This window comes from Oceanicaulis sp. (assembly GCF_051859625.1).
Classification (GTDB): Bacteria; Pseudomonadota; Alphaproteobacteria; order Caulobacterales; family Maricaulaceae; genus Oceanicaulis.
The window spans coordinates 1727945-1750692 of sequence record NZ_JBHYFH010000001.1 but is presented as its reverse complement, the minus strand read 5'-3'; the positions used below and the strand labels follow the sequence as shown (position 1 = coordinate 1750692).

Below are 22748 nucleotides of genomic sequence, written 5' to 3'. Positions count from 1 at the left end.
AGCCACGGATGATGCCGTCTATTCGTCCCCAAAAACAGGGGGGCGCAATCACGCTTAATAAAACAATAACTTCGTACTTCCAGAACGTTTTATTAAGACTAAATTACCTGAGGTGGCTCGAAACTCCCCTTGCGGTAGCATATTACCGCCGCGCCGGATGCCGAATCGTTTGTGTCTCCCGACGGGTCAACCATCGCACCATCGGGGCGGGCGAAAACCGCATCAGCCACATCACTCGGCGCATGGCCGCGCCGGTAATCACCTCTGACGCGCCCCGGTCATAACCTTTGAGAATATCAGACGCGACCTCGCCCGCCGTGGTGGCGCTGAAGCTTGAGAAGGTGCGCACATCCTTGGCCGCCGCACGCTCCTTGAACGGCGTGTCTGAGACGGCGGACGGACACACCGTCATGACGCGCACCGCACTGCCGCTCTGCTCCAGTTCCTGGGAGAGCGCGTTTGAATAATGCCGGACGAAGGCCTTGGTCGCCGCATAAGCCGCGAGCCCCGGTGTCGGCACGAAAGCAGAGTTGGACGCCACATTGATGATGGTTCCGCCGCCCGCCTGCTCCATCAGAGGCAGGAAAGCCCGCGTCATTGCGTGCAGGGCGCGCGCGTTGACGTCAATCATGGCCTGCTCGGCCTCGACCGCCATGTCCCTGGACGCGCCATAGACGCCAAAGCCGGCATTATTGACCAGAAGGTCGAGCCCGCCTTCGCCCTGCGCCCATTGCACCAGCCGCGCCACCGATTGCGGATCAGCGAGGTCCATCGCCCGGCCTTCAATCTCGGCGTCGGGATGACGCGCCAAGAGCGATTGGCGTGCGCGAGTTATTTCATCGGCGTCCAGCGACACCCAGAGCAAACGATAACCGCGCTCCAGAAGGCGTTCAGACAGGGCCAGGCCAATGCCGCTGGACCCGCCCGAAATCAAGGCTGTCCCGCTCATTGGAGACGATCGGGAAGGGCATAGGCGTCCACGCCGTCACGCTCCAGCCCCGCCACCCAGATCTGGCCGCGCCACGGGGTCACCGTCGTGACGCCGAAAGGCGCATCATCCGGCCCATACAGCGCATGGACAGGTTCGCCATCGGCGTTGACGGCCATTCCCATAACGGGACGTGGCGGGAAGGGCGGCAGTCCGGCGATCTGGATCCACCGCCAGGCGAGGCGCTTCATGAAGGGGTTGGGATGCAGGCTCTCGATCTGGGGCGAGCGTTGCGACGGCAAGGCGATCCAGATGAGCCCGGTCTCTTCATCAAAGGCGAGATTGTCAGGATAGCCCGGCAATCCATCGATCAGCACAGCGTAATCGCCGGTTTCAGGATCAAGGCTGATCACCCGGCCCGCCCAGGTTTCGTTGACGAAGACGCGGCCCGTGCTGGGGTCATGGTCGACGCCATTGATGAAACCAAAGCCTTCCGCGAGCACCTCATACTGGTCTGGCGCCGTGACCTTGTAGATGACCCCCGTCTGCTCGCCTTCCAGCAAAGAGGTCATGTACTCGCCATAGCCATAGCGGCGCGAGGCGTCGGTCAGGATCACCGCGCCATCGCTCAGCACGGTCAGATCGTCTGTGAAGACCAATGGCCCGCCTTCGCTCTCATCGGCCAGCCAGACATCGAACGCGCCATCGCTCTCCAGCCGCAGCAAGCCCTTGAGCGCATCCGCGACAAACAAGGCGCCGTCCGGCGCGAACGCCAGCCCGAGCGGACGTCCATTGGTGTTGGCGTATTCTGACCAGCCGCCGTCTGTCTCCCGCACCATGATGCGGCCATCGGCCAGGCTGGCGTAAAGCCGGCCGTCAGGTCCGGGCTCAAGGTCTTCCGCCCCGTGCAAATTTGGAACTTCACGGCGCTCAGGCTCGGCGACCGTCTCGTAAAGCTCCATCAATGCAGGATCGGGCGCAGTGGGATCAAACTTGTAAGCTTTCAGCGCGCCCGGCCCGTAGGCGGCGACGACCAAGATCACGACAAGGACGGCGAGGCCGCCCAGAATCCAGCGCAGCATCGCGCCCTCCCCTGATGTTTTTTCTTTTACTCTGGGGGAGAAGCGTGAAACGGGCAAGCGCGATCAAGTCACCGCTTTTTTGGCGAGGAATTTCGGGTCGTCCCATGCGCCGGACTGGATCACATCCGCCAGCGCCTGGGTTGCATCAAAGACTTCTGCATAGGAATTATAGAGCGGGTTGAATCCGAACCGCATCAGGTCCGGCGCGCGGAAATCACCGATAATCCCGCGATCAATCAGCGCCTGCACAATGGCGTAGCCCTGCTGATGGCGCAGCACCACATGGCCGCCGCGCCGCTCGCCCGGACCCGGGCAGGCATGATCCAGCCCCAGCGCCTCCGCTTGCGCGAGCATGATGTCGCCCAGCGCGATGGCCTTGGCCTCCACCTGCGCCATGTCCACGCCGTCATAGGCGCTGACCGCGCCGTCTAGCGCGGAAAGCGCGAGGATGGAGGGCGAGCTGGTGCGCCACCGCACAATGGTGTCGTCGGGCTCGTACGCGTCTTCAAAACCAAAGGGACGTTTATGGCCCAGCCAACCCGAAACCGGATGCTCCAGCGTCTGGATCTGATCTTCCGCGCAATACAGGAAGGCCGGCGCGCCGGGGCCGCCGGAGAGGAATTTATAGCCGCAGCCCACCGCGTATTTCGCGCCCCAGTCAGACAGCTTGAGATCAACGAGACCGGTGGCGTGGCTGAGATCCCAGATAATGCTCAGCCCGCGCGCCGCCGCTTCACGCTCATAGCCTTCAAAGTCGGCGATCTGGGCGGATTTGTAGTGCACGGCGGACTTTATGAAGACCTTCACGCCGTCTGGCAGGTCTTTGGGACGGGTGTTGGGCGCGACCCGGTGCATGGGCGCGCCGGTGATGCGGGAGATTCCCTCCATCACATGGTTATCGGTGGGAAACTCGCCCGCTTCCGCAGCAATGCCGCCGCCATCGCGCGCCTGCAAGGCCGTGGCGAGCTTGAACAGATTGATGGTGACGGTGTCGACCGCAATGACTTCGGAGGCTTTGACGCCCATCAGCCCGGCGAGCTTGGCGCCGAGCGTCAGCGGCAGGTCCATCCAGCCGGCGTCGTTCCACGACCGGATCAGACCCACCGCCCATTCGGATTCAGAGGCTTCACGCAAACGCGCGAGCGCCGCCTTGGGCGGCACGCCCAGCGAGTTGCCGTCCAGATAGATCACGCCCTCAGGCAGCGCGAACAGATCGCGTTTGTCTTTCAGCGGATCAGTCTGGTCCAGCGCCTCGCAGGCCTCGCGCGTCAGCATGTTTTCTTTCCCTTACAGCGGTCCACGCTGGGTGATGCCGCCGTCCACAACAAATTCCTGGCCCGTCATATAGCTTGATGCGTCACTGGCGAGGAAGTGGATTGCAGCGGCCATGTCTTCAGGTTGGCCGACGCGCTTGATGGAGAAATTGCGGTTCATCATGTCTTCAAGGTTCGGATCGGACGTCAACGCCGAAGCGAGCTTGGTTTCGGTCAGACCCGGGCACAGCGCATTCACCCGCACGCCCAGATGGCCGCACTCCTGGGCCAGCACCTGAGTGAGGGAAATGACGGCGGCCTTCGAGATCGAATACGCGCCCTGAAAATACCCCGGGCGAATGCCGTTGATCGAGGCGACATTGACGATCGAGCCTTTGCCCTGATCCTTCATGAAGGTGTTGATCGCAAGGCTCGACAGGAAGAACGGGCCTTTGACGTTGACTTCAAACGTCTTGTCCCAGGCGTCTTCGGGCGTGTCCTTGGCTTCGCCGAAATACGGGCTCGTCGCGCCGTTATTCACGAGCACGTCCAGACGGCCTTCGGTCTCCTTTATGTTGGCGATCGCCGCTTCGCGATGATCAGCTTCGCCCAGGTGCAACACCATGGCGCGCGCCTTGCCGCCCTCGGCCTTGATCTCTTCAGCGACGCGTTCGCAATCGGCGATCTTGCGGCTGGAGCAGATCACCATCGCGCCATTGCGCGCCATGCGCTTGGCGGCGGCTTCGCCAATGCCGCGGCTGGCCCCGGCGACCAGAACCACTCGGCCTTCAAGAGACAGGTCTTTCTCTGACATGATTGTCCTCCCGTTCACGTCACTTAATGCGTTAAGCGCCACGTTAGCGGCGGAATGAGGCCATGGCGAGGGGGCGCCGATGCGGATTTCATATCCTGTCGCCCCGCCAGTCCAAAAAGATAAAGGGAGGCGTTTCCGCCTCCCTTTTCCAGCGCCTTAGTCGGCGTCTTCAAGTCCCAGCCGCTCGGCCAGGTCGAGCTCCGGCGCCGGCGGCTCGCCGCCTTCGCCTTGCAGATAATGCTGCATCCAGCGCTGCACCCGCAGACCATAATCATACTGGGCGGCGGCGCGGCGGTTGCCGTGGCCTTCGCCCGGATAGGTGACGAGCCGCACCGGCGCGTCAGAGGTCTGTTTCAGGATGCGGTAGAGGATGAAGGACTGGCTGGTGTCCACCCGCGTATCCGCTTCACCGTGCAGGATCAGCGTCGGCGTGGTGGAGCCCGGCGCATGATAGGTCGGGCTGTGCTCGAGATAGCTCATCCAGTCCTCCCAGGGCGGCTGCATGAAGTGCACATCCACCATCTCGATCGGAATCTCGGTGGTGCCGTAAAAGCTGATCAGATCGGTCAACGCCACGAAGGGGGCGGCGGCGGCGAAATGCTCGCTGGCCACGGTCGCGCCCCAGGCCGAGGCGAACCCGCCATAAGACCCGCCGGTGACGCCCACACGGTCCGCATCCACGATGCCGGCCTCGGACAATGCGCCGATCGCATCCACCAGATCCCAGAACTCCTCGCCCGGCGCATCCAGATGGTCGAGCTTGGCGAAGCGTTCACCGCGACCGGTCGAGCCGCGATAGTTCGGATAGAAGACCGCAAACCCCTCACCCGCGCCGATATGGCCCAGACGCGAATAGCCGTTCACCCAGCCATTGCTGTCATGAGCTTCCGGGCCGCCATGCACGGTCATGATCATCGGCCAGCCCCCTGCAGGCGCGTCGCCCTGCGGGGTGACCAGAACGCCTTCAATGCGTTCACCGTCACGCGCTTCAAACTCATACACGCGCTGATCGCCCCAGGCGATGTCTTCGAGCTGCGGGTTGTGATTGGTCCACTGACGCAAATTGCGGCGGTCGCCGACAAACAGCTCACGCGGATGGGTCGCCGCATGCACCGTCGCCGCCAGGACCCGGTCATCGCGATCATAATCCATGGACGCGATCACGCCGGCCTCTGTCGGGGTGCGCCGCTCTTCACGGCCATTGATATTGTATTCGACGAGCGCCGTGCCCGTGCCCACGCTGGCCAGGGTCAGCACGGAATTACGATCAATCCAGGCGAGCTGGTTCACATGTTGCTCGGCGTCGCGGGCGATGGCCATGTATTCGCCGGTCTGCGCATCCGCGATGTGCAGCGTGCCTGCCGTGGGGTCGGCGCGGTCGGCGCCCGCGATGAAGGCGAGACGCGACGCGTCCGGCGAGAACGCCGCCATGCCGATCTTGCCCGGCGTCTCGATGGACGAGACCACTGAACCGTTTGCCGCGTCCACGACAGTCCACTGACGCTCCATCAGCGAGTCGTCCACCAAAGTGGTCGGCGCCAGCGCCACGGCGAGGCGAGAGCCGTCTTCGCTCAAGGTCAGCGAGGAGGCGTGACCCGGCAGGTCAAAGCGAACCGGATCGGCGTCGGGTTCGGTCAGGTCGGCGCGCCAGACATAGGAGAAGATGTCGCTCTCTTCATAGACATTGGCCATGAACCCGCGATCATGCAGCGTCTGCTGCATGGGATCGGCCTTGTCGCGTGCAATGAAATAAAGGCTCTGGCCATCGGGCGCGATCACATAGGACTGGATCGACTCGTCATGGCTATAGATCCGGCGCGCTTCGCCGCCATCCGCCGCAATCTCATACAGCGCCGATCCGCTGTCGCCGTCGCGCCGCGCCAGAAAGGTCAGCGCATCGCCATCCGGCGTCCATTCCACACCGCCGACGCCGCCCTCAGTGATGAAGGGGCGCGCAGCATCCGGGCCGGACGCGATAAACAGCGCCGATTGCGGCGTCCCGTCGTCCTCACCGGCCACCACATTGCGCGGCGTGGACACGGTGAAGGCGACATGGTCGCCATCAGGCGAGATGTCGATTCCTGACACCTGGCGAATTTCGAACAGATCTTCCAGCGTCAAAGCGTCTTGCGCCTGCACCTGCGCGCCGAGCGCACAAGCTGCAGCAAAACCCAGAACGCCGGTGAACAGTGGACGGTTCATGGCGAAAGCTCCTTGGTCAACAGAAGGCGCAACCTAAACAAGGCGAGGTTTGCGCGTCGAGGCCCGGCGCCATCAGCGCCGGTCGCAATGCTGCAGGGTTCAGACCCCGCATATTGCATATCCTAACGAAATCTTAATCGCGCTTGGGGGCTTTGGAAAATGCGGCGTATTTGTTCTTCTTCTCGCGCACTTCGTCCGCGCCCTCGATCACGATCACGGCTTCGCCCTTGGGCGGATCGACAAGCCGGGCTTCAAGCTCGGACAATGTTCCGCGCCAGACCCGCTCAAAGCGCTTGGTCAGCTCCAGGCTCAGCGCGGCGCGGCGATCGCCCAGCACGGCGCGGGCGTCCGCCAGGCATTCCGCCAATCGCTGCGGGCTCTCCATGACGATCAGGCTGGCGGGCAGCTCGCCATACATCTCAAACAGCGCCTGTCGCTTGCCGGATTTGCGGGGCGGGAAGCCCAGAAAGGTGAAGCGATCCGTCGGCAGGCCCGAGATCGACAGCGCCATGATCACCGAGGACACCCCCGGCGCAGCGCTGACCGTCAGCCCTGCATCGACCGCCGCCTGCACCACCCGAAAACCGGGATCGGAGATCGCCGGCGTGCCGGCATCACTGACCAGGGCCACCGTCGCGCCATCCTCGATCAGCTTGACGATGCCGGCTGCGCTCGCCGTCTCGTTATGATCATGACAGGCGATCAAGCGTTTGTCGGTGACGCCGCCATGCTCCAGCAATCGGCGCGTCGTGCGCGTGTCTTCGCAAGCGATGGCGTCCGCTTCACGCAGCACATCCCAGGCGCGCGGCGTCATATCCCCCAGATTGCCGATAGGCGTGGTCACAAGCACCAGGCGCGGCCCGGCCTCGGGCGGGGCGTCAAGATCGGCGGATATCGCGGAATCACTCATGTCTGCACCCTAGTCGAGCCGAGCTCAGAATGCAGCGCCAGCGGCTGCGCCTCTACCATGTTCCCGACCGCCAGGCGCGAACGAGATCGGTCCAGCGGGCGGCGCCAGACAGGGTGCGCATGACGCCATCGGCCGGCGCTTCATAAAGCAAAGCCCGCAAGCCCGCCGCCGCTTGGCGCGGGTCGCGCCGGATGATCATTTCGATGCGCGCCGTCGATAACCGTGCGGACAGGGGCGGCGGCGACGGCGCATGCAGGCTGAGCCCATAACTCAACCGCCGCGCCTGTACTTGCGCCCAATCATGCAAGCGGAGCGCCGCCATGCCTGGGGCGAATCGCAAGCCATACGCATCCGCCGGCGCCAAGACGACGCGCCCGCCCTGACGGTTCAAGGCGCGATAGCTTAAAGGCCACACGCCCTGGGCGTGACGCACATCTTCCAGTCGCCCGCCCCATTGCAGCACTGCATCTGCATGCGACTGCGGCGGCAGCTCCGGCGGAGGCGCCAGCACAAAACGCGCCTGCTCATGCACCACTCGGTCCCGGCTCAGGCTTAATTGCTCAAGGCCTGGAGACTCAGATCCCATGAGTTTCAGACAGAACCGTTCTTCATGCCCGCCTTCAACAGGAGCGGTCATCAGGCGAGACAGCTGCACCACCCGGCCCGCCGGCATGCCCACATCCTCGAGCGGTCGCGTGTCGACCAGCCAGCTGGTTCGGACCCGGCCATCGCTGGTCTCCAGCGCCACGTGAGCGCGCCCGGCTTGCACCTGATCAACGCTGACCCCTTCCTCCAGCACCATACGCGGTTCGGCGGCGACAGCGTCCAGCGCCGCCTCCTGCACCGTCTGTGCAGGAATCCGCGCCAGGATCATCCGCTTCAGAGGTCGATGCAGCACGGCGCCGGTCGGGCTCTCCACCTCGAACCCGGTCAGGCGGCTGCTCTCGTATCGGCGCAGCCCATGCTCGGGCGCAGCTGGAAACATCCAGTGTCGCGGGTTCGGCGCAAGACGTCTGGGCTCGAGGATCAAGGTGCGCAAGCGGCGGCCGCTCCGGGCCACCGCGCTCGCCAACGCCAGCCCGGACAGCCCGGCTCCCAGTATGACAAGGTCAAAGCGTTCAGACATGACGTCCTTGATAGACAGGCCGATGCGCGTCACAGGCAGGCGTGAAAAGGTTATTCCACAACATGTGCTTGGCGCGATCACATTAACAGGCTTTAATGTTGGGACGTATCTCGACGAACGACATCCCCATCAGACCGGGACTGAAGACAGGCGAACGAATGAACCTGCCAACGACAAAACGTGCGCGCCAGAAAGCGGCGACCCGAATCGCGGTCTTGCGCGCGGCGCGGGAGGAGTTTCACCGGCAAGGGTATGACCGCGCGAAAATCGTCGACATTGCTTGCGCGGCCAATGTCTCTCCGGGAACGGTGCTGAATGCGGCGCCCACCAAGATCGCCTTGCTGTGTGAGGTGATGGTGGATGATTTCGAACGCTTGCGTGTTGAAAGCGCTGAACTGGCGAGGCGCTGTGACGGCGATGTGGTCACCTGCGTCACAGCCGTGCTGGACTATCATCTGGATCGCCACGTCAACGATCTGGAGCTTTTCCGCGCCGCCATCGGCCATAACTGGCTGACCAATGAAGCCGATTTCAAAGCCCTTCATATCGGCCTGGAATCCGCATGGTCGCCCGTTCGGGACGTATTGACCCGCGCCGCCCATGACCCTGCAGTCGACCTGCATGAATGCCCGGACTTGCTGACGGAAAGCCTGCTTGATCTTTACCTGGGCGTTTTGCGGCGCTGCGTGATCTATAAGTTGAGCCCGCAAGAGGCCCGCAGTCAGATGCACCGCCGGTTGAGCGTGGTGTTCCACTCGGAAACCATGTCCGGGCGCGCGCCAAAAAAATACGGCCGACACGAGGGGGCGTCGGCCGCACAAGGACGCGCTGGTTAATGTCTGGCGCCAGCGCAGGGGAGCCCTTCAGGGCGGCGAAAAGCCCGGCCCGCCGTTAGACGCGCCAGGCCAGCCGCATCAGAAGGGGTATTTCGTGGAAAGCGTGGCGCGGGTGATCGTCCCGCTCTGGCCATTCTCCAGTTCGCGTTCGCCGAACAGGATTTCCGCTCCCATGGTCACAGGACCAACCGGGAAGAAGTAAGCGCCAAAGGCCGACCAGGTGCTCTTGGTCACGCCAGTACCGGTCAGCGTGATGTCATTATCCGCTTCCAGCATCGAGTAACCGACCGACAGTCGGCGACCCTGACCCAGCTGCTGACGCCAGGCCACCAGCCCGCCATAGACCGGAATGGCTTCCAGATCGCCCGACGCCGTCACCACAGCGCCATTCACGGCGTTCAGGCCGATATAGCGGCCGATGCCTTCACCGCCGGTCAGCGAGAAGCGCAGGTCTGAGCCGTCACCCACATTCACGCGGCCGGACCAGTTGACGCCCCAGCCGAACGCTTCGCCATCTACGCCGCCGCCTTCATAAGCGAGATTGCGACCCAGCGCCGAGACGGTCATGGCGCCGAAATCGCCGCTCCAGTTATAGCGCGCCACAACGTCGGGAAGCGCGCCGTCGCCGCCATCGATCCGACCGCCGCCGCCAAACGGGGTGACCGTGGTGTCCGGGTTCTCAAGCGCGAACTGGAAACCGCCATTGGTGTAGCGAATCTGCGCCTGGCGTCCGAACAGCATGCCGTCCGAGCCCACAAGGAAGCTGGCGCTTTCAGGAATCACGGCGGTGTTGGTGAAGGTCGACCAGTCCTGACCCACGCGCCAATTGCCGATCTGGGCCCAGGCGACGCGCATGCGCGGATTGTAGGAGTTTGACACTCGCTCATCCCCGCCGGGCGAGCCCAGGAAGTCAAATTCGATCCGCCCGGTCACCGTGCCGATGTCTGATTCGGTGGATGTGGCGAAGAAGAAGCGGCTGGACTTGGCGGTGAAATCAAAATCGGTTTCGCCATCGCCCGTCCCGCCGACCGGCGTCGCGCCGGAGATATAGAAATCGCGCGCAATCGAGGTCGCCCCGAAATCTCCGTCGCTGAGGTCTGTCACATGAGCGTCCAGATCCACAAACCCGCCATAGGTCACTTGGGTGTTGCCCATGGTGAAGCCGCGATCAGACGACGACGCCGCGGCCGGCGCCGCCGGCGCCGAGGCCGTTCGCTGTTCGATTTCAATAACCCGGTCAGTCGCAGCATCCGCCTGGGCGCGCGCATCCTCCAGCTCATTGCGCAAATCCGCCACCATGGCTTCCAGCGCTGCAAGTCGGTCTTCAAGAGCGGTGACGTCCTGCGCCTCTGACGCCGCCGTCAGAACCAGCGCCGAGGCGGTCGCCGCCAAAACGCTTCTAATACCTAGCTTAGTCATAGAGATGTCCCTCCCAAGGATAGCCATGAGGCCCGTGCCGATTTTTCGGCTTTATTATGAAAGTATCGTTGTACAGGGGGCCCTGCGGTATGGGACGTTCGTCGAAATTTAGGACTTCACATGTGCTACTTTTTGCTCAGACGACGGCCCTGGACGAAGCCCTTTAGACTTCACCTTCAGACGAGGAGGCGTGTGTGATCCCAGACTCCGCGCAAAGCCGGGTCATTCTGGCCGATGACCATCCGCTATTCCGGGGCGCGCTCAGCACTGCGGTCAGCAAAGCTGCGCCTGGACGCACGCTTGTGGAGACCAGCACGCTGGCGGAAACCCTGAGCGCCCTGAAAGACGGTCAAACCGATCTGGTGTGTCTGGACCTGCACATGGCCGACAGCTCCGGCTTTATTGGTCTGGCGGAGCTGCGCAAAAGTCACCCCAGCGCGCCGGTGGTGGTCATCTCCGCCAGCCAGTCGCCGGGCGTCGCGGCGCGCGCGCTGGAGTTTGGCGCATCGGGCTTCATCCCCAAAACCGCCAGCATGGCTCAGCTGGTGGAGGCCCTGACGGCGGTTCTGAACGGCGATGTCTGGGCGCCCGATGAGAGCGGCGACCCCCAGGCGCAGGAGGCGGCGGAAGCGGCGTCGAAAATCGCCCAGCTCACCCCGGCGCAAATGCGCGTGCTGCATGGCCTGGCTGCAGGGCGCCTGAACAAGCAGATCGCTTTTGACATGGGCATTTCCGAAGCGACCGTGAAAGCGCATGTGACGGCGATTTTCAGAAAGCTCGACGTGATCAACCGCACCCAGGCCGTGCTGGTGGCTCAGGCGCTTAACGTCGAACCGCCCGCCGAGCAGTCGGTCTAACCCGCCTCTATTTTTCGTTTGAGCGAAGTGAGGCTGGCGCGCAGAACAGCCGGAGACGCGGGCTTTCGCACCAGATCCAGCCCTGCCGCACGCGCCTCATCCCCGGCGGCGTCATTGCGCTCCGCGGTGACCAGAAGCCCCGGCGGACGTCGCCCCCAGTGCGCGCACAGCGACTCATACAATTGCGGCCCGGTCATCTCTTCATTCAGCTGATAGTCCAGAATCACCAGATCTGGCGCATGATCTGAGACAGCGGCGATCGCCGAGGCGGCGTCCTGGGCACCACGGACATCGCATCCCCAACGCTCCAGCAGCGTGCTCAACGCCTGCAGCACGCCCGGATCATCATCCACACACAGAACGGTCAGCCCCGCCAGGTCGCCGGGGCGACGCCGCGCCTGAACCACGGTCTGCCGGTCCCGCGAGGCCGCGCGCGGCAATATCACTTCAAAGGTCGCGCCTTCTCCCAAGGCGCTTTTCAGGGTCAGCTTGTGACCCAGAGACGCGCAAATCCGGTCCACCACCGCCAGACCCAGCCCCAGACCCTGGTCTTCCCCGGCGTCAACCACGCCGCGGTGGAACTCCCGGAAGATCGCCTGCTGGCGATCGGGCTCGATACCCGGCCCGGTGTCGATCACCTGCAGGCGCACCTGATCCCCCTGACGCCGGACCCCCACCAGCACCTTGCCGCTGGGCGTGTAGCGGATGGCGTTTGAGATGAGATTTTGCACCACGCTGGTCATCAGGCCGCGGTCTGACAAGACGGCCAGCCGGCTCGGGACGACCCGCAGCTTCAACCCCTTCACCAGGGCGCGCGCCTGGAACTGGGCGGCGGTCTCTTCGATCAGCTCATCAATGGCGAACACGCTGGGACGCGGCGCGACGCCGCCCGCATCCAGACGTGAAATATCCAGAAGCGCGCGCAGCAACCGGTCCGCATGATCAATGGCGCGTTCGATCTGATGGGCCAGATTGCGATTGCCTTCAGACCCGCTTTCGCCCAGCGCGCCTTCCAGAGCGCCGGCATAGAGCCGGGCGGCGGACAAGGGCTGCAGCAAATCATGACTGGCCGCAGCCAGGAACCGGGTCTTGGACTGGGTGGCGGCCTCCGCCTCGCGCCGGGCCGCTTCCAGATCCTGCGCCAGCTGCAGCCGCGCCTCGCTTTCCGCCTTCAGCGCCGCCGTGCGTTCCTCCACCCGCGATTCCAGCATGTCGTAGGCACGTTTGAGCCCTTCTTCCGCCTCGCGTCGGGCAGTGTTGTCCTGATAGACGCCAAAATAGCCCACCACCTCGCCGTTCTCGGTGCGGGGCTGGTAGACCACCTGCCAGGAGCGAGCGCGACCGCCGCCCTTGCGGCGTGAAATGTCAAACACCTGGCGCTCGCCATTCAGCGCCGCCTCCATATGCGGCCGACGCAGGGCGTATTCGTCCTCGCTCATGAATTCGGCCAGCGGACGACCAATCACGGACGCATCCAGATCAAAGAAATCCAGATAGCCCTTATTGGCGAAGCGCAGACAGTAATCGCGGTCGGCATAGCTGAGCAGGACCGGCAGATTGTCGGTGTAAAACCGGATCGAGCGTTCGCTTTCCTTCAACCGGTCCTCGGAGGAGCGCAATTGCTCAGCGGTTTCGTCAATCAGCTTGACCACGTCGCCGGGGCTGACGCGAGCGCCACGCAACACACGCGTCATCAGGATGCGGGCGGAGGCTGCGCCCACCGCACGCGCCAGACGCGCTTCGGCCAGCCCGGCCACCGCAGAGGTCAACGCATCTCCCTGCCGCAAGGGTCTGGCGACCGCCCGAGACAGGTCTGATAACGCCAGCGCCGCCTGATGGGCGCCCAGAACCCGCACCAGCACAATTTCGAGATCTGAAATGCGCGAGCCCATCGCGGGCGCGGTCTCCAGCGGACGCACGCCTGTGAAGGCGTCCGCCTGCAATTCATCCACCAGCCCCGAGGACGAAAACGCCACGGCGACAATGAAGGCGATGATGTTCGCGGCGAGGCATATGATGGCCGCGAAGGCGAACGGGTCCACGCCCTGAGGCGCAGGCGGCGGAGCGCCGGCATAGCTGGGGATCAAGATCAGCGCGACCCAGAGCCCGATGCCGGCGCCCATGCCCGCCAGCGCGCCGGCGCGGTTCGCCTTGCGCCAATACAGCCCGAACAACAAGGCGGGGGCGAGCTGGGCGACCCCGGCGAACGCCACCAGACCGATACCGGCCAGCGCCGCCTGTTGATCCAGTCCCAGATGAAACAGATAGGCGAGCCCGACCAGCCCCAGAACCATGGCGCGCCGCCACATCAGGAACCGCTTGGCCAGTCCGCCGCGTTGAACCTCCGCCAGAAACAAAGGTCCCACCAGGTTGTTCACCAGCATGGTGGACATGGCGAGCGCCGTGACGGTCACCATGCCCGCAGCGGCGGAAAACCCGCCCAGAAACACTAAAACCGCCAGACCTTGCGCATCCAGCTCAAGCGGCAAGGCCAGCACATAGGCGTCCGGATTCGGGCCATCCAGCAGCGTGCCGCCCGCCCAGGCGATCGGTGGAACCAGTATGGCGACCAAAGCCAGATACGCCGGAAAGCCCCAGCGCGACAGGTTGGAGTCTCCGGGTTTGGAGGCCTCCACCACCATCATGTGAAACTGACGCGGCAGACACAGCGCGGCGAACGCGCCCAGAACGGTCAACACGACAAACCGGAAATCCACGCCCGGCGCCGTCAGAGGCGATTGCGCCAACGCTTCCAGACGCATTTGCGGCGAAGCGTTCACCCACACCTCGACTGCGAGCCAGCCCACAGCCAGCATGGCCGCGAGTTTCACAAGGGATTCAAACCCGACCGCCAGCACCAGCCCCCTGTGACTGGCCGCGGTGTCGGTATGGCGCTGACCGAACACCATGGCGAAGGCCGCCAGACTGATCGCCACCGGCAAGCCCCAGCCGCGCCCCAGAGGATCGCCGGTCAGAAGGTCAAGCGAGGCCGCCGCACTTTTGAGCTGAAGCGCGATATAGGGGATCAGCGCCAAGAGCAGCGCCAGCGTCGCCAGCGCGCCCACCGCCGCGGATTTGCCATAGCGCAGAGACAAGAAGTCTGCGATCGAGCTGGTGTCGTGCTCCCGCCCCAGCGCCACAAGGCGGCGGATGATGGGAAAGCCCAGCAAGAACACCAGCGCCGGCCCCAGATAGATGGGCAGATAGTCCCAGCCTGCGCGGGCGGCCTCGCCCACCGCGCCATAGAAGGTCCAGCTGGTGCAATACACCGCCAGCGCCAGCGTATACAGAACGGCCCGGCGCTTGGCGGAGCGGTCAAAGCGCGCCGAATGCGCGTCCCCCCAGGCGGCGAGCACGAACAGCAAGGCCACATAGGCGCCAAGCACCACTAGCGCGAGACTGAGCGGCAAAACCTCTCCTCCCTGCCCGTCCGGATTGAGTGTTCTGGATCAGACGGTCTTGAACGATAGACGGATTTCCAAAGCGCTGACCAGCCAGCGCCCCGATCACACACAAACGCGGCGGCTCTGAGAGCCGCCGCGTCCGGTTACAGACAGTGGGTCAGGCTATTCAGCCGGGCCCGCAGCCTTGGTGTGCGTGACATGGGTGACGGAGGACGGCATGCGAATGTCCTCCACCATGTTCTGGATCTCGGCTGGCGGCGCCTTGGTCGCCAGAGCCACCACCGTCGCGATGATGAAACTGATCACCATGCCGACCGAGCCAAAGCCCTCCGGCGACACGCCCAGGAACCATTGATCGGTCGTGCCTTGGGGAATGTTGGGCAAGATGCCGAACAGACCGCCCAGGAAGATCAGTCCGAATACGATCGAACCGATCAGCATGGGCCGGGTCTCCCCCTCCTCCTTGAGGCCGAAATACATGATCAGCAGGATGACGCTGATGATCAGGGCGACCACGCCGAGCACGATCGGGCTGAAGCCGATCTTGAAGTGCACGATATAGGCCGCAGTGATCGACAGACCGACCACCATGCCGGCGATGGCGCCTTCCTTGTTCATGCGTTTCCAGAAAATCCCCAGGAAGATCACCGGGAAGAAGCTGGCGGCGGCCAGACCGAAGGCGAAGGCCACGACCGCGGCGACGAAGCCAGGCGGATTGATGCCCGCATAGATCGCCACGACCACCGCGCCCACGGCCGCAATCCTGGCGACCAGAAGCTCCTGGGTGTCGGTCATGTTCTTGATCAGCACCTTGCGGCACAGATCGTGTGACACCGCCGAACTGATCACCATCAACAGACCCGCAGCGGTGGACAGGGCAGCCGCCAAGCCGCCGGAGACCACCAGACCGATCACCCAGCCCGGCAGGCCGCCGATCTCGGGATTGGCCAGCACGAAGATGTCACGGTCGAGCGTGGTCACCTCGTTCACATCCGGGTCGGCGCGATACTGGATCTGGCCGTCGCCGTTCTTGTCGGTGAAGCCCAGAAGACCGGTGCGCTCCCAGTTGTAGAACCATTGCGGAGTTGCGCCCTCACCCATTTCCGAGGCGCGCGCCTGCTGAGCAGCGACCTCGGTGGAATAGGTGCTTTCATTGACCGTTTCGATGAAATTCGTCCGGGCGAACACCGCCACCGCCGGAGCCGTGGTGTAGAGCGCGGCGATGAAGATCAACGCCCAACCCGCCGATTTGCGAGCGTCAGAGGCGCGCGGCACGGTGAAGAAGCGGATGATCACGTGCGGCAGACCCGCCGTGCCGACCATCAACGCCAGAGTGATGGCGAAGACGTCGATCATGGACTTCTGCCCCTCGAGATAGGAGCTGAAGCCCAGTTCTGACAGCGTCCGGTCGAGATTGACCAGCAGGGGCGTTCCATCCGCCGTATTGCCGATAAAGCCCAGCTGGGGGATCGGCGTGCCGGTGATCTGAAGGCTCAGGAAGACCGCCGGAACGGTGAAGGCGAAGATCAGCACGCAATACTGCGCCACCTGGGTGTAGGTGACGCCCTTCATGCCGCCCAAGCCCGCATAGAACAGCACGATGATCGCGCCGATGATGACGCCCATCTCGATCGGCACGCCCAGGAAGTTGGAGAAGGCGATGCCGGTGCCGCGCATCTGGCCGGCGATGTAGGTGAAGGAGATGAACAAGGCGCAGATCACCGCCATGATGCGGGCCGCCTGGCTGTAATACCGGTCGCCGACGAAATCGGGCACGGTGAATTTGCCGAACTTGCGCAGATAGGGCGCCAGGAGCAGCGCCAGCAGCACATAACCGCCGGTCCAGCCCATCAGGAAGACTGAACCGTCATAGCCCATGAAGGCGATCAGCCCCGCCATGGAGAGGAATGAGGCGGCGCTCATCCAGTCTGCGGCGGTGGCCATCCCGTTGAAGACCGGGTGCACGTCATGGCCGGCCACATAAAAGTCTTCCGTGGTCGAAGCGCGCGCCCAGATGGCGATGCCGATGTAGAGGCCGAAGGTTCCGATCACGAAAAACGCGGTCCAGAACAAGGTGGTGTCGAGACCCAGAATGGTCGATTCCATATCAGCCTCCCTGACCGTTTTCAGTTTCATCGTCGTATTTGCGCTCGATGCGATGCATCAGCGCGGAATAGACGAAGATCAGAATGACAAAGACGTAGATCGCGCCTTGCTGCGCGAACCAGAACCCCAAAGGCGCGCCGCCTATGGAGAAATTGTCCAGAATGTCACGGAACAGGATCCCGAATCCGTACGATACGGTGAACCAGATCGCGAGAAGAATCCCCATCAGGTTGAGGTTTTCCTGCCAATAGCGCTTGTAGCGCTCCTCGGTGATGTCGTGATCCCGGGGCGGCCCTTTTGGCGGCTCGCCCGTGGTCGGATGGTCTGAATCAGCCATCGTGCTCCTCCCTTTTCATCGGGGTTTTCCCCGTATGACCAGAAGGGTGTCAGTCAGACACCGGAGCGGGCAGCCCGACATTGGTCGAAGCCGGATCAATGATCCTGAGGGCTTTCGGGGCGCTCGAACAGCGTAGCAAGATGGAGCGACGTCAGTAGGCGCTTATATTTTTCAGCGCTTTATGACGAGGGACTGAGAGCCTCTAAAATCTCAAAGCCATCAGAGCGGGTTTGCCGCACGCCAAACACTTCGGCCAAAATCTCGTCGCTAAGCGCCTGACACGGGCCGGCGGCGATGCGCAGGCGCCCGCGATCAAGAACGGCGATCTGATCGGCGTGGCGGCGGGCGAGCTCGAGATCATGAAGGGCGCAGATCACCGTCGCGCTCTGATCCGCCTGTCGGCGCAAGACCGCCATGGCTTCCAGCTGATGGCGCGGATCAAGCGCCGCAATGGGCTCGTCCGCCAAAAGGATCGGCGCATTGGACGCCAGCGCGCGCGCCAGATGGAGCCGCGCCTGTTCTCCCCCCGACAGATCATGAACCAGACGGTCTTTGAGATGGCTGGCGCTGGCTTGCTCGAGCGCCAGGTCGACCTGAGCCCGGTCATCGTGAGACAAGCGATCATACGCCGCCCCGCCCCAGGCGAACCGTCCCAACGCCGCCAGATCCCCTCCCGTCATGGACCAGGCCAGACTGCGGTCTTGGGGCAGATAGGCCATGGCCCGCGCGCGCGCCTTCGCAGACAACATTTCAACGGGGGCGCCATCCACCCATACCGCACCGCTCTCGGCCTTCAGCAGACCCAGTAGAGTCTTGATCAAAGAGGACTTGCCCGCCCCGTTCGGTCCGACCAGAGCCGTCAGCTGACCGCGCTCCGCGACCAGACTGACATCGTCGAGCACGCTCACGCCGTGGCGTTTCACGTTCACATGATCCAGAACAATGCTGGTGGTTCCCGCCTCGCTCATCGTCCCATCCCCCGGCTGCGCGCGGCGATCAGGATAAAGACCGGCGCGCCGATCAGAGCCACCATGACGCCCAACCGCAACTCCTGATCAAGCGGGACCAGACGCAACACCAGATCCGCCAAGCCGATCAGGACGCCGCCCAGAAGCGCGCTGGGCCAGACCAGGTCAGACGGGTCATGCCGCACAAAGGGCCGCACAATGTGGGGCGCGACGATGCCGACAAAACCGATCACGCCTGAAATCGCGACGGCGGCGCCGGTCAACAGCGCCGCTGCGTTGATGACCCCGGTCCGGGTGCGTCCCAGATCAACGCCCAGGGTCTGCGCCGTCTCTTCGCCCAGCGCTAAAGCGCGCAGATGCGGCCCCGTCAGCACGGCGAGTATGGCGCCCACGACCCAGAACGGAGCAATCACAACCAGATCATCCATTGAGCGATTGGTGACCGATCCCAGCATCCAGGTCACCATGTCCGCCAGCGCAAACCGGTTCGGCGCCAGATTCATCGCCAAAGCGCCCAACGCGCCGGCGAAACTTGAAAGGCCGACCCCCGCCAGGATCAGCTGCACCGCACTGATCCGCACCATGGCCAGAACACTCAAGACACAGGTCGCCGCCAGCGCGCCCGCAATGGCGAAAACCGGCACGGTGAATGCGCCCAGTGCGCTGATCCCGAAATAGAGCGCGATAATCGCGCCCAGGGAGGCCGAGGCCGACACGCCCAGAACGCCCGGCTCCGCCAGCGGGTTTCTGAGCAAGCCTTGCATCAGCGCCCCCGACGCACCCAGCGCCATGCCGACGCCCAAAGCGGCCAGCGCCCGCGGCAGGCGGATCTCCCAGACGATGATGCGCGAGGTTTCATCGCCGCCCCCCCACAGCGCCGCAAACGCCTGCGTCATGGAAAGCTCCGAGCTTCCCAACAGCGCCGAGGCCAGCATCACCAGCACGGCAAACACCCCCAAGGCGGCGGACAGGGTCAGTCGCGTCATGTCTCGGTCTCGTCCATATCCAGGACCAGCGCATTGGCGGCCTGCCGCGCCCGAAGCGCCTCATCCGCCATGAACCAGGCCCCGCACGACAACGCCGCAGCATCCAGTTCAATGACAGGCGTGGTCTCCATCATCCGCCGGAAAACGGAATGCCGGCTGGCCGACCAGCTGTCGATCGGCGCGGTTTCGCCATCAAAGAACGCCGCGAGAATAACGTCCGGCGCCTGCTCATGCAGCTGTTCAAGCGGCACATTGATCCAGCCGGCCTTGCCCTGCTCGGCGATGATGTTCTCAAAGCCCGCCGCCGCCATGAAAGCGTGCATCAAGGTGCCTGACCCGGTGGTAAGCCCTGACGGCGTCATATACAGCGCGCGCAGTCGCGGCCCTTCAGCGGCGCGCGCCAGCTGGCTGCGCATATGCGCGATACGCGCCTCGCCGCGTTCCAGCTGGCCGAGAGTCTGGGCGGTGCGCCGGATTATGGCTTCCACATCATCAAACCCTGCGCTGAAGCCCAGCTCGAAAGTTTCAAGACCCAAGCGCTGGTAGTATGCGCCGGCGCGGCCGCCCGCGTCATAGCCGCGCACGATCAGGTCCGGCGCGAGCGCCAGAACGTCTTCGGCGTCATCTCGAATTTGGGGCAGACCACGCGCTTGGTCGCGCAGATAGGAATGACGATCATCGGCATGGGTGGAAACCGCCGCGATCGCCTCCCGGTCCGCCAGACCCAACACATACTGATCCGCGCAATAGTCCAGCGAGACCACGCGCGGGGAGAGCGCCGCCGCCGAACTGACGACGGCGCCCCCCAACATCAAGCCGACAACAAAGAGCGCCGCCCGGATCATTACGGACGGAACCGCAGGCCGAGCGTCACCGCACGCGGCGCACCGGCGAACCCGGCGGCGGGTTCATAGGTCTCATTAAAGAGGTTGCGGACGCCCAGCACCAATTGAAGCTTCTCGCGCACATCCAGAACCCCGGTCAGATCGACGGTCTCATAGGACGGAACGGCGCCCGATCCGCTGACATAATACCCGTCATCATCATAGGTGGCGTCCACGCGTTCGCAGACAGAGCGCCAGGTCGCGCTCAGCGACGCGATTTCGATGGGCCGCCAGGTCCCGGTCACCGCCCAGCTGTCTTCAGGACGGCGCAGCAATTGCGCCCCCGTGCTGGCGTTGGTCGCATCGGTATGGGTGTAGTCCACACGCACCGAGGCCTGGTCAACCGGGGCCCATTCGGCGAAGGCTTCATAGCCTTGAATATCCGCTTCACCGACATTGCGGTTCTGGCCGATGAACAACGCGCCGTCATAGACATACTCGATCAGGTCCTCGATCTCGCTGTCATACCAGACCGCGCCAATGCGCAAGGCGTCTTCGCTCCCGAACAGATCAAACGCGCTGTCAAAGCCGATCTCAAAGGTCTCGCCCTCTTCCGGCTCAAGGTCGGGATTGGCGGCGACATAGGCGGAACTGGAAAACCGTTCAGACAGGCTCGGCGCCTTGAAAGACGTGCCATAGCTGGCGCGCAGGCGCGTGTTGAGCACGTCCAGACGATAGACCGCCCCCAGATTGTAGGTGGTCTGGTCGCCGAACGCTTCGTAGTCATCGAGACGGATCGAGCCGGTGACGTCAAACCGCTCCGTCAGTCCCGCCTGCACCGCGGCGTAGGCGGACCACAGGTCCTCGCTGACCGACAAGGGCGCATTGAACGCGGTGGTGGTGTCCGCCTCCTCATCCTGAAAATCGACGCCAAAGCTGATTACAGGCTCGATCAGGGCGGACAGGGCGTCCGGCGTCCAGACATTGGACCACTGGAGGAAATCGCGCGCGCCGTCATACGCATCAGTCGCCGCGCCGTCATTGAAACTCTCAAGCGACATCTCCACGCGGCCCGCGCGCAACCGGCTCTCAAAATTCTGGGCCGGGCGGGCATAGACGAGCCCGAGGCTCCACAGCGTCTGGGAGTCTTCACTGCGCAGATCCGTGTCGTCGGCGCGCTGGAAGCCCGTGGGTCCACCGGAGAACGTGTCGAAATCCACCTCGGACTCGCGATGCCGGATCAGGGCCTCAAGGCTGAGCGTCTGGGTGAAGGCAAACCCGCCATTGGCCGAAAACACGGTGAATTGCGACGGATCCGGATCGCCTGTGCGGGTCGAGATGCGATCCGGCGTCACGTCATAGCCGTCGCTGTCTTGATATTCTGCGGTCGCGGCGAGATTGAACCGCCCCTCGCGCACACCGCCGCCGATCAGAGCGTGATAGGTGTTGAACTCACCCACGGACGCTTCGCCGTAAAATTCAGACCCGCTCTCGGGCGCCCGGCGTGGCAAGATGTTGATCACGCCGCCCACAGCGTCTGAGCCATACAGCGAAGACAGCGGGCCGCGCACCAGCTCGATCCGGCCGGCGTCGCCCACCAGATCAGAGCCGAAATTGAACGCGCCATTGGACGCCGACATGTCATTGAGACGGATGCCGTCATACAGCGCGAGGATATGTTTGGAGTTCGACCCGCGCACAAAAACGCTGGCGGTTGATCCGGCCGGGCCGGACTGAACCACGGCGAGACCCGGCGCAGCGGACAGCGCTTCGACCAGCGTGTTCTGATTGTTCAGATCGAGCGCGGCGCGATCAATCACGTCCAGCGTGGCGGGCAGGCGCTCCAACAGGCTGGGCGCGCGCACGCCGGTGACGACGACGGTGTCCTCGGGCTGGTCTTCAGCGAAAGAGGGAGCCGTTGACAGTGCGACGGCCAGCGCCGCGAGAGAGATTTGGGCTTTCATCAGGAAGCCTCCGTTGGCGCCGGGAGCGTGAGCGGCTCTCGGCGTACAGCGATGCAACGGCGCTTCGCTCCGACGGAATCGGAACGACGCTCGACGCGCCGGTCGTCGCTGCAAACGGAAGGCGTCCGCGTTCTCCTGGTGTGTTCCCGCACCCAGAACGAGCGACCGCGATGGCAGGTCTCCTGGCTTGCGGGTCAATGCGATGCGCCGCCTTCCCAGATCTGACGATCCAGTGGCATGAGGCGCATCCCTCGCCGCTCACAGTTGCGGGTACAGCCCCGGACCAGACGCTTGCGCGTCGCACCGGTGTTCCCTCTTCGCTCCCTCGCGGGAGAACCGTCGCGTAATCAGGGTGTTTAAGCGGGGCTTGGACCCAAGGTCAAGCGCGCTAGCCCTGCTCTTCAGGCAAACGCACGATCAGGCCGTCGAGAGTCGCGCTCACCTTGATCTGGCACGACAGACGTGAGGTCTCCTGAACGTCGCTGGCGAAATCGAGCATGGATTCCTCCATGGAGGAGCGCTCGCCCGTCTTGTCCGTCCAGGCCGGGTCCACATAGACATGGCAGGTGGCGCAGGCGCAGGCGCCGCCGCAATCGGCGTCAATGCCGGGGACCATGTTGCGGATCGCGCCTTCCATCACGGTCAGCCCGTCCTGAACATCAACCTGATGCTCGGTTCCGTCATGCTCGATATAGGTGATCTTGGCCATGGTAGAGGTCTTCCAGAATCTGT

General features: G+C 63.7%; 18 protein-coding genes and 1 riboswitch. Of the genes, 2 read left to right on the top strand and 16 right to left on the bottom strand.

Features of this window, described 5'->3' with window-relative positions:
- Positions 1 to 142 precede the first annotated feature (142 nt).
- From ACTIGF_RS08305 to ACTIGF_RS08275, 7 genes are all read right to left on the bottom strand, one after another.
- A complete protein-coding gene (locus ACTIGF_RS08305; protein ID WP_439636406.1) occupies positions 143 to 949 on the bottom strand; it encodes an SDR family NAD(P)-dependent oxidoreductase in 807 nt (268 codons plus the stop codon).
- Positions 946 to 2010, bottom strand: coding sequence for an SMP-30/gluconolactonase/LRE family protein (locus tag ACTIGF_RS08300; RefSeq protein WP_439636405.1), 1065 nt, complete (start codon positions 2008 to 2010; stop codon positions 946 to 948). The genes ACTIGF_RS08305 and ACTIGF_RS08300 overlap by 4 nt, the downstream gene beginning before the upstream one ends.
- A 63-nt stretch (positions 2011 to 2073) precedes the next feature.
- Positions 2074 to 3285 (bottom strand): kynureninase/PvdN C-terminal domain-containing protein, encoded by a 1212-nt coding sequence (locus tag ACTIGF_RS08295; RefSeq protein ID WP_439636404.1) that lies wholly within the window; start codon positions 3283 to 3285, stop codon positions 2074 to 2076.
- Positions 3286 to 3297: 12 nt separating this feature from the next.
- Entirely contained in the window at positions 3298 to 4077 is a 780-nt protein-coding gene (locus ACTIGF_RS08290; protein ID WP_439636403.1) for a glucose 1-dehydrogenase, read from the bottom strand.
- Between the two features lie 156 nt (positions 4078 to 4233).
- Positions 4234 to 6279: a S9 family peptidase gene (locus tag ACTIGF_RS08285; RefSeq protein WP_439636402.1), complete on the bottom strand. Its 2046-nt coding sequence runs from the start codon at positions 6277 to 6279 to the stop codon at positions 4234 to 4236.
- A gap of 133 nt (positions 6280 to 6412) precedes the next feature.
- Entirely contained in the window at positions 6413 to 7189 is a 777-nt protein-coding gene (gene rsmI, locus ACTIGF_RS08280) for a 16S rRNA (cytidine(1402)-2'-O)-methyltransferase (protein WP_439636401.1), read from the bottom strand.
- Between the two features lie 52 nt (positions 7190 to 7241).
- Entirely contained in the window at positions 7242 to 8315 is a 1074-nt protein-coding gene (locus tag ACTIGF_RS08275; RefSeq protein ID WP_439636400.1) for a lycopene cyclase family protein, read from the bottom strand.
- 158 nt (positions 8316 to 8473) lie between these two features.
- Between ACTIGF_RS08275 and ACTIGF_RS08270 the strand changes: the two genes are divergently transcribed.
- Complete coding sequence (locus tag ACTIGF_RS08270) at positions 8474 to 9151, top strand: TetR/AcrR family transcriptional regulator (RefSeq protein ID WP_439636399.1); 678 nt, start codon at positions 8474 to 8476, stop codon at positions 9149 to 9151.
- A 78-nt stretch (positions 9152 to 9229) separates the two neighbouring features.
- On the opposite strand, the gene ACTIGF_RS08265 is transcribed toward ACTIGF_RS08270, so the two are convergent.
- Positions 9230 to 10570 carry a DcaP family trimeric outer membrane transporter gene (locus ACTIGF_RS08265; protein ID WP_439636398.1) on the bottom strand — a complete coding sequence of 447 codons (1341 nt, stop codon included), beginning with the start codon at positions 10568 to 10570 and terminating at the stop codon, positions 9230 to 9232.
- Between the two features lie 194 nt (positions 10571 to 10764).
- Between ACTIGF_RS08265 and ACTIGF_RS08260 the strand changes: the two genes are divergently transcribed.
- Positions 10765 to 11427, top strand: coding sequence for a response regulator (locus tag ACTIGF_RS08260; RefSeq protein WP_439636397.1), 663 nt, complete (start codon positions 10765 to 10767; stop codon positions 11425 to 11427).
- Here ACTIGF_RS08260 and ACTIGF_RS08255 read toward each other — a convergent pair.
- The 8 genes from ACTIGF_RS08255 to ACTIGF_RS08220 all read right to left on the bottom strand — a co-directional run bounded on the left by ACTIGF_RS08255 (position 11424) and on the right by ACTIGF_RS08220 (position 22725).
- Positions 11424 to 14837: an ATP-binding protein gene (locus tag ACTIGF_RS08255; protein ID WP_439636396.1), complete on the bottom strand. Its 3414-nt coding sequence runs from the start codon at positions 14835 to 14837 to the stop codon at positions 11424 to 11426. The two genes, ACTIGF_RS08260 and ACTIGF_RS08255, sit on opposite strands and share 4 nt — an antisense overlap.
- Before the next feature lie 156 nt (positions 14838 to 14993).
- Complete coding sequence (locus tag ACTIGF_RS08250) at positions 14994 to 16937, bottom strand: sodium:solute symporter family protein (RefSeq protein WP_439636395.1); 1944 nt, start codon at positions 16935 to 16937, stop codon at positions 14994 to 14996.
- 1 nt (position 16938) lies between these two features.
- On the bottom strand, positions 16939 to 17274 hold the full coding sequence (locus tag ACTIGF_RS08245) for a DUF4212 domain-containing protein (RefSeq protein WP_439636394.1): 336 nt from the start codon (positions 17272 to 17274) through the stop codon (positions 16939 to 16941).
- A 179-nt stretch (positions 17275 to 17453) separates the two neighbouring features.
- Positions 17454 to 18242, bottom strand: a complete 789-nt coding sequence (locus ACTIGF_RS08240) for an ABC transporter ATP-binding protein (RefSeq protein WP_439636393.1) — start codon at positions 18240 to 18242, stop codon at positions 17454 to 17456.
- Positions 18239 to 19228, bottom strand: coding sequence for a FecCD family ABC transporter permease (locus tag ACTIGF_RS08235; RefSeq protein WP_439636392.1), 990 nt, complete (start codon positions 19226 to 19228; stop codon positions 18239 to 18241). Before ACTIGF_RS08235 ends, ACTIGF_RS08240 begins: the two co-directional genes overlap by 4 nt.
- Positions 19225 to 20040, bottom strand: coding sequence for an ABC transporter substrate-binding protein (locus ACTIGF_RS08230; protein WP_439636391.1), 816 nt, complete (start codon positions 20038 to 20040; stop codon positions 19225 to 19227). Before ACTIGF_RS08230 ends, ACTIGF_RS08235 begins: the two co-directional genes overlap by 4 nt.
- A gap of 32 nt (positions 20041 to 20072) precedes the next feature.
- The gene (locus ACTIGF_RS08225; RefSeq protein ID WP_439636390.1) at positions 20073 to 22016 is read right to left on the bottom strand and encodes a TonB-dependent receptor domain-containing protein; all 1944 of its coding nucleotides are present in this window, start codon (positions 22014 to 22016) and stop codon (positions 20073 to 20075) included.
- A 155-nt stretch (positions 22017 to 22171) separates the two neighbouring features.
- A riboswitch (cobalamin riboswitch) is annotated at positions 22172 to 22372 on the bottom strand.
- 32 nt (positions 22373 to 22404) lie between these two features.
- On the bottom strand, positions 22405 to 22725 hold the full coding sequence (locus ACTIGF_RS08220) for a 2Fe-2S iron-sulfur cluster-binding protein (RefSeq protein WP_439636389.1): 321 nt from the start codon (positions 22723 to 22725) through the stop codon (positions 22405 to 22407).
- Between the last annotated feature and the right edge of the window lie 23 nt (positions 22726 to 22748).

Bases quoted from the DNA above. Each gene is read 5' to 3' on its own strand.
- ACTIGF_RS08220 (WP_439636389.1), bottom strand. From the start codon at position 22,725: ATGGCCAAGATCACCTATATCGAGCATGACGGAACCGAGCATCAGGTT.
- ACTIGF_RS08225 (WP_439636390.1), bottom strand. From the start codon at position 22,016: ATGAAAGCCCAAATCTCTCTCGCGGCGCTGGCCGTCGCACTGTCAACG.
- ACTIGF_RS08240 (WP_439636393.1), bottom strand. From the start codon at position 18,242: ATGAGCGAGGCGGGAACCACCAGCATTGTTCTGGATCATGTGAACGTG.
- ACTIGF_RS08295 (WP_439636404.1), bottom strand. From the start codon at position 3,285: ATGCTGACGCGCGAGGCCTGCGAGGCGCTGGACCAGACTGATCCGCTG.
- ACTIGF_RS08235 (WP_439636392.1), bottom strand. From the start codon at position 19,228: ATGACGCGACTGACCCTGTCCGCCGCCTTGGGGGTGTTTGCCGTGCTG.
- ACTIGF_RS08250 (WP_439636395.1), bottom strand. From the start codon at position 16,937: ATGGAATCGACCATTCTGGGTCTCGACACCACCTTGTTCTGGACCGCG.
- ACTIGF_RS08270 (WP_439636399.1), top strand. From the start codon at position 8,474: ATGAACCTGCCAACGACAAAACGTGCGCGCCAGAAAGCGGCGACCCGA.
- ACTIGF_RS08275 (WP_439636400.1), bottom strand. From the start codon at position 8,315: ATGTCTGAACGCTTTGACCTTGTCATACTGGGAGCCGGGCTGTCCGGG.
- ACTIGF_RS08285 (WP_439636402.1), bottom strand. From the start codon at position 6,279: ATGAACCGTCCACTGTTCACCGGCGTTCTGGGTTTTGCTGCAGCTTGT.
- ACTIGF_RS08305 (WP_439636406.1), bottom strand. From the start codon at position 949: ATGAGCGGGACAGCCTTGATTTCGGGCGGGTCCAGCGGCATTGGCCTG.
- ACTIGF_RS08230 (WP_439636391.1), bottom strand. From the start codon at position 20,040: ATGTTGGGGGGCGCCGTCGTCAGTTCGGCGGCGGCGCTCTCCCCGCGC.
- ACTIGF_RS08300 (WP_439636405.1), bottom strand. From the start codon at position 2,010: ATGCTGCGCTGGATTCTGGGCGGCCTCGCCGTCCTTGTCGTGATCTTG.
- ACTIGF_RS08290 (WP_439636403.1), bottom strand. From the start codon at position 4,077: ATGTCAGAGAAAGACCTGTCTCTTGAAGGCCGAGTGGTTCTGGTCGCC.
- ACTIGF_RS08265 (WP_439636398.1), bottom strand. From the start codon at position 10,570: ATGACTAAGCTAGGTATTAGAAGCGTTTTGGCGGCGACCGCCTCGGCG.
- ACTIGF_RS08245 (WP_439636394.1), bottom strand. From the start codon at position 17,274: ATGGCTGATTCAGACCATCCGACCACGGGCGAGCCGCCAAAAGGGCCG.
- rsmI (WP_439636401.1), bottom strand. From the start codon at position 7,189: ATGAGTGATTCCGCGATATCCGCCGATCTTGACGCCCCGCCCGAGGCC.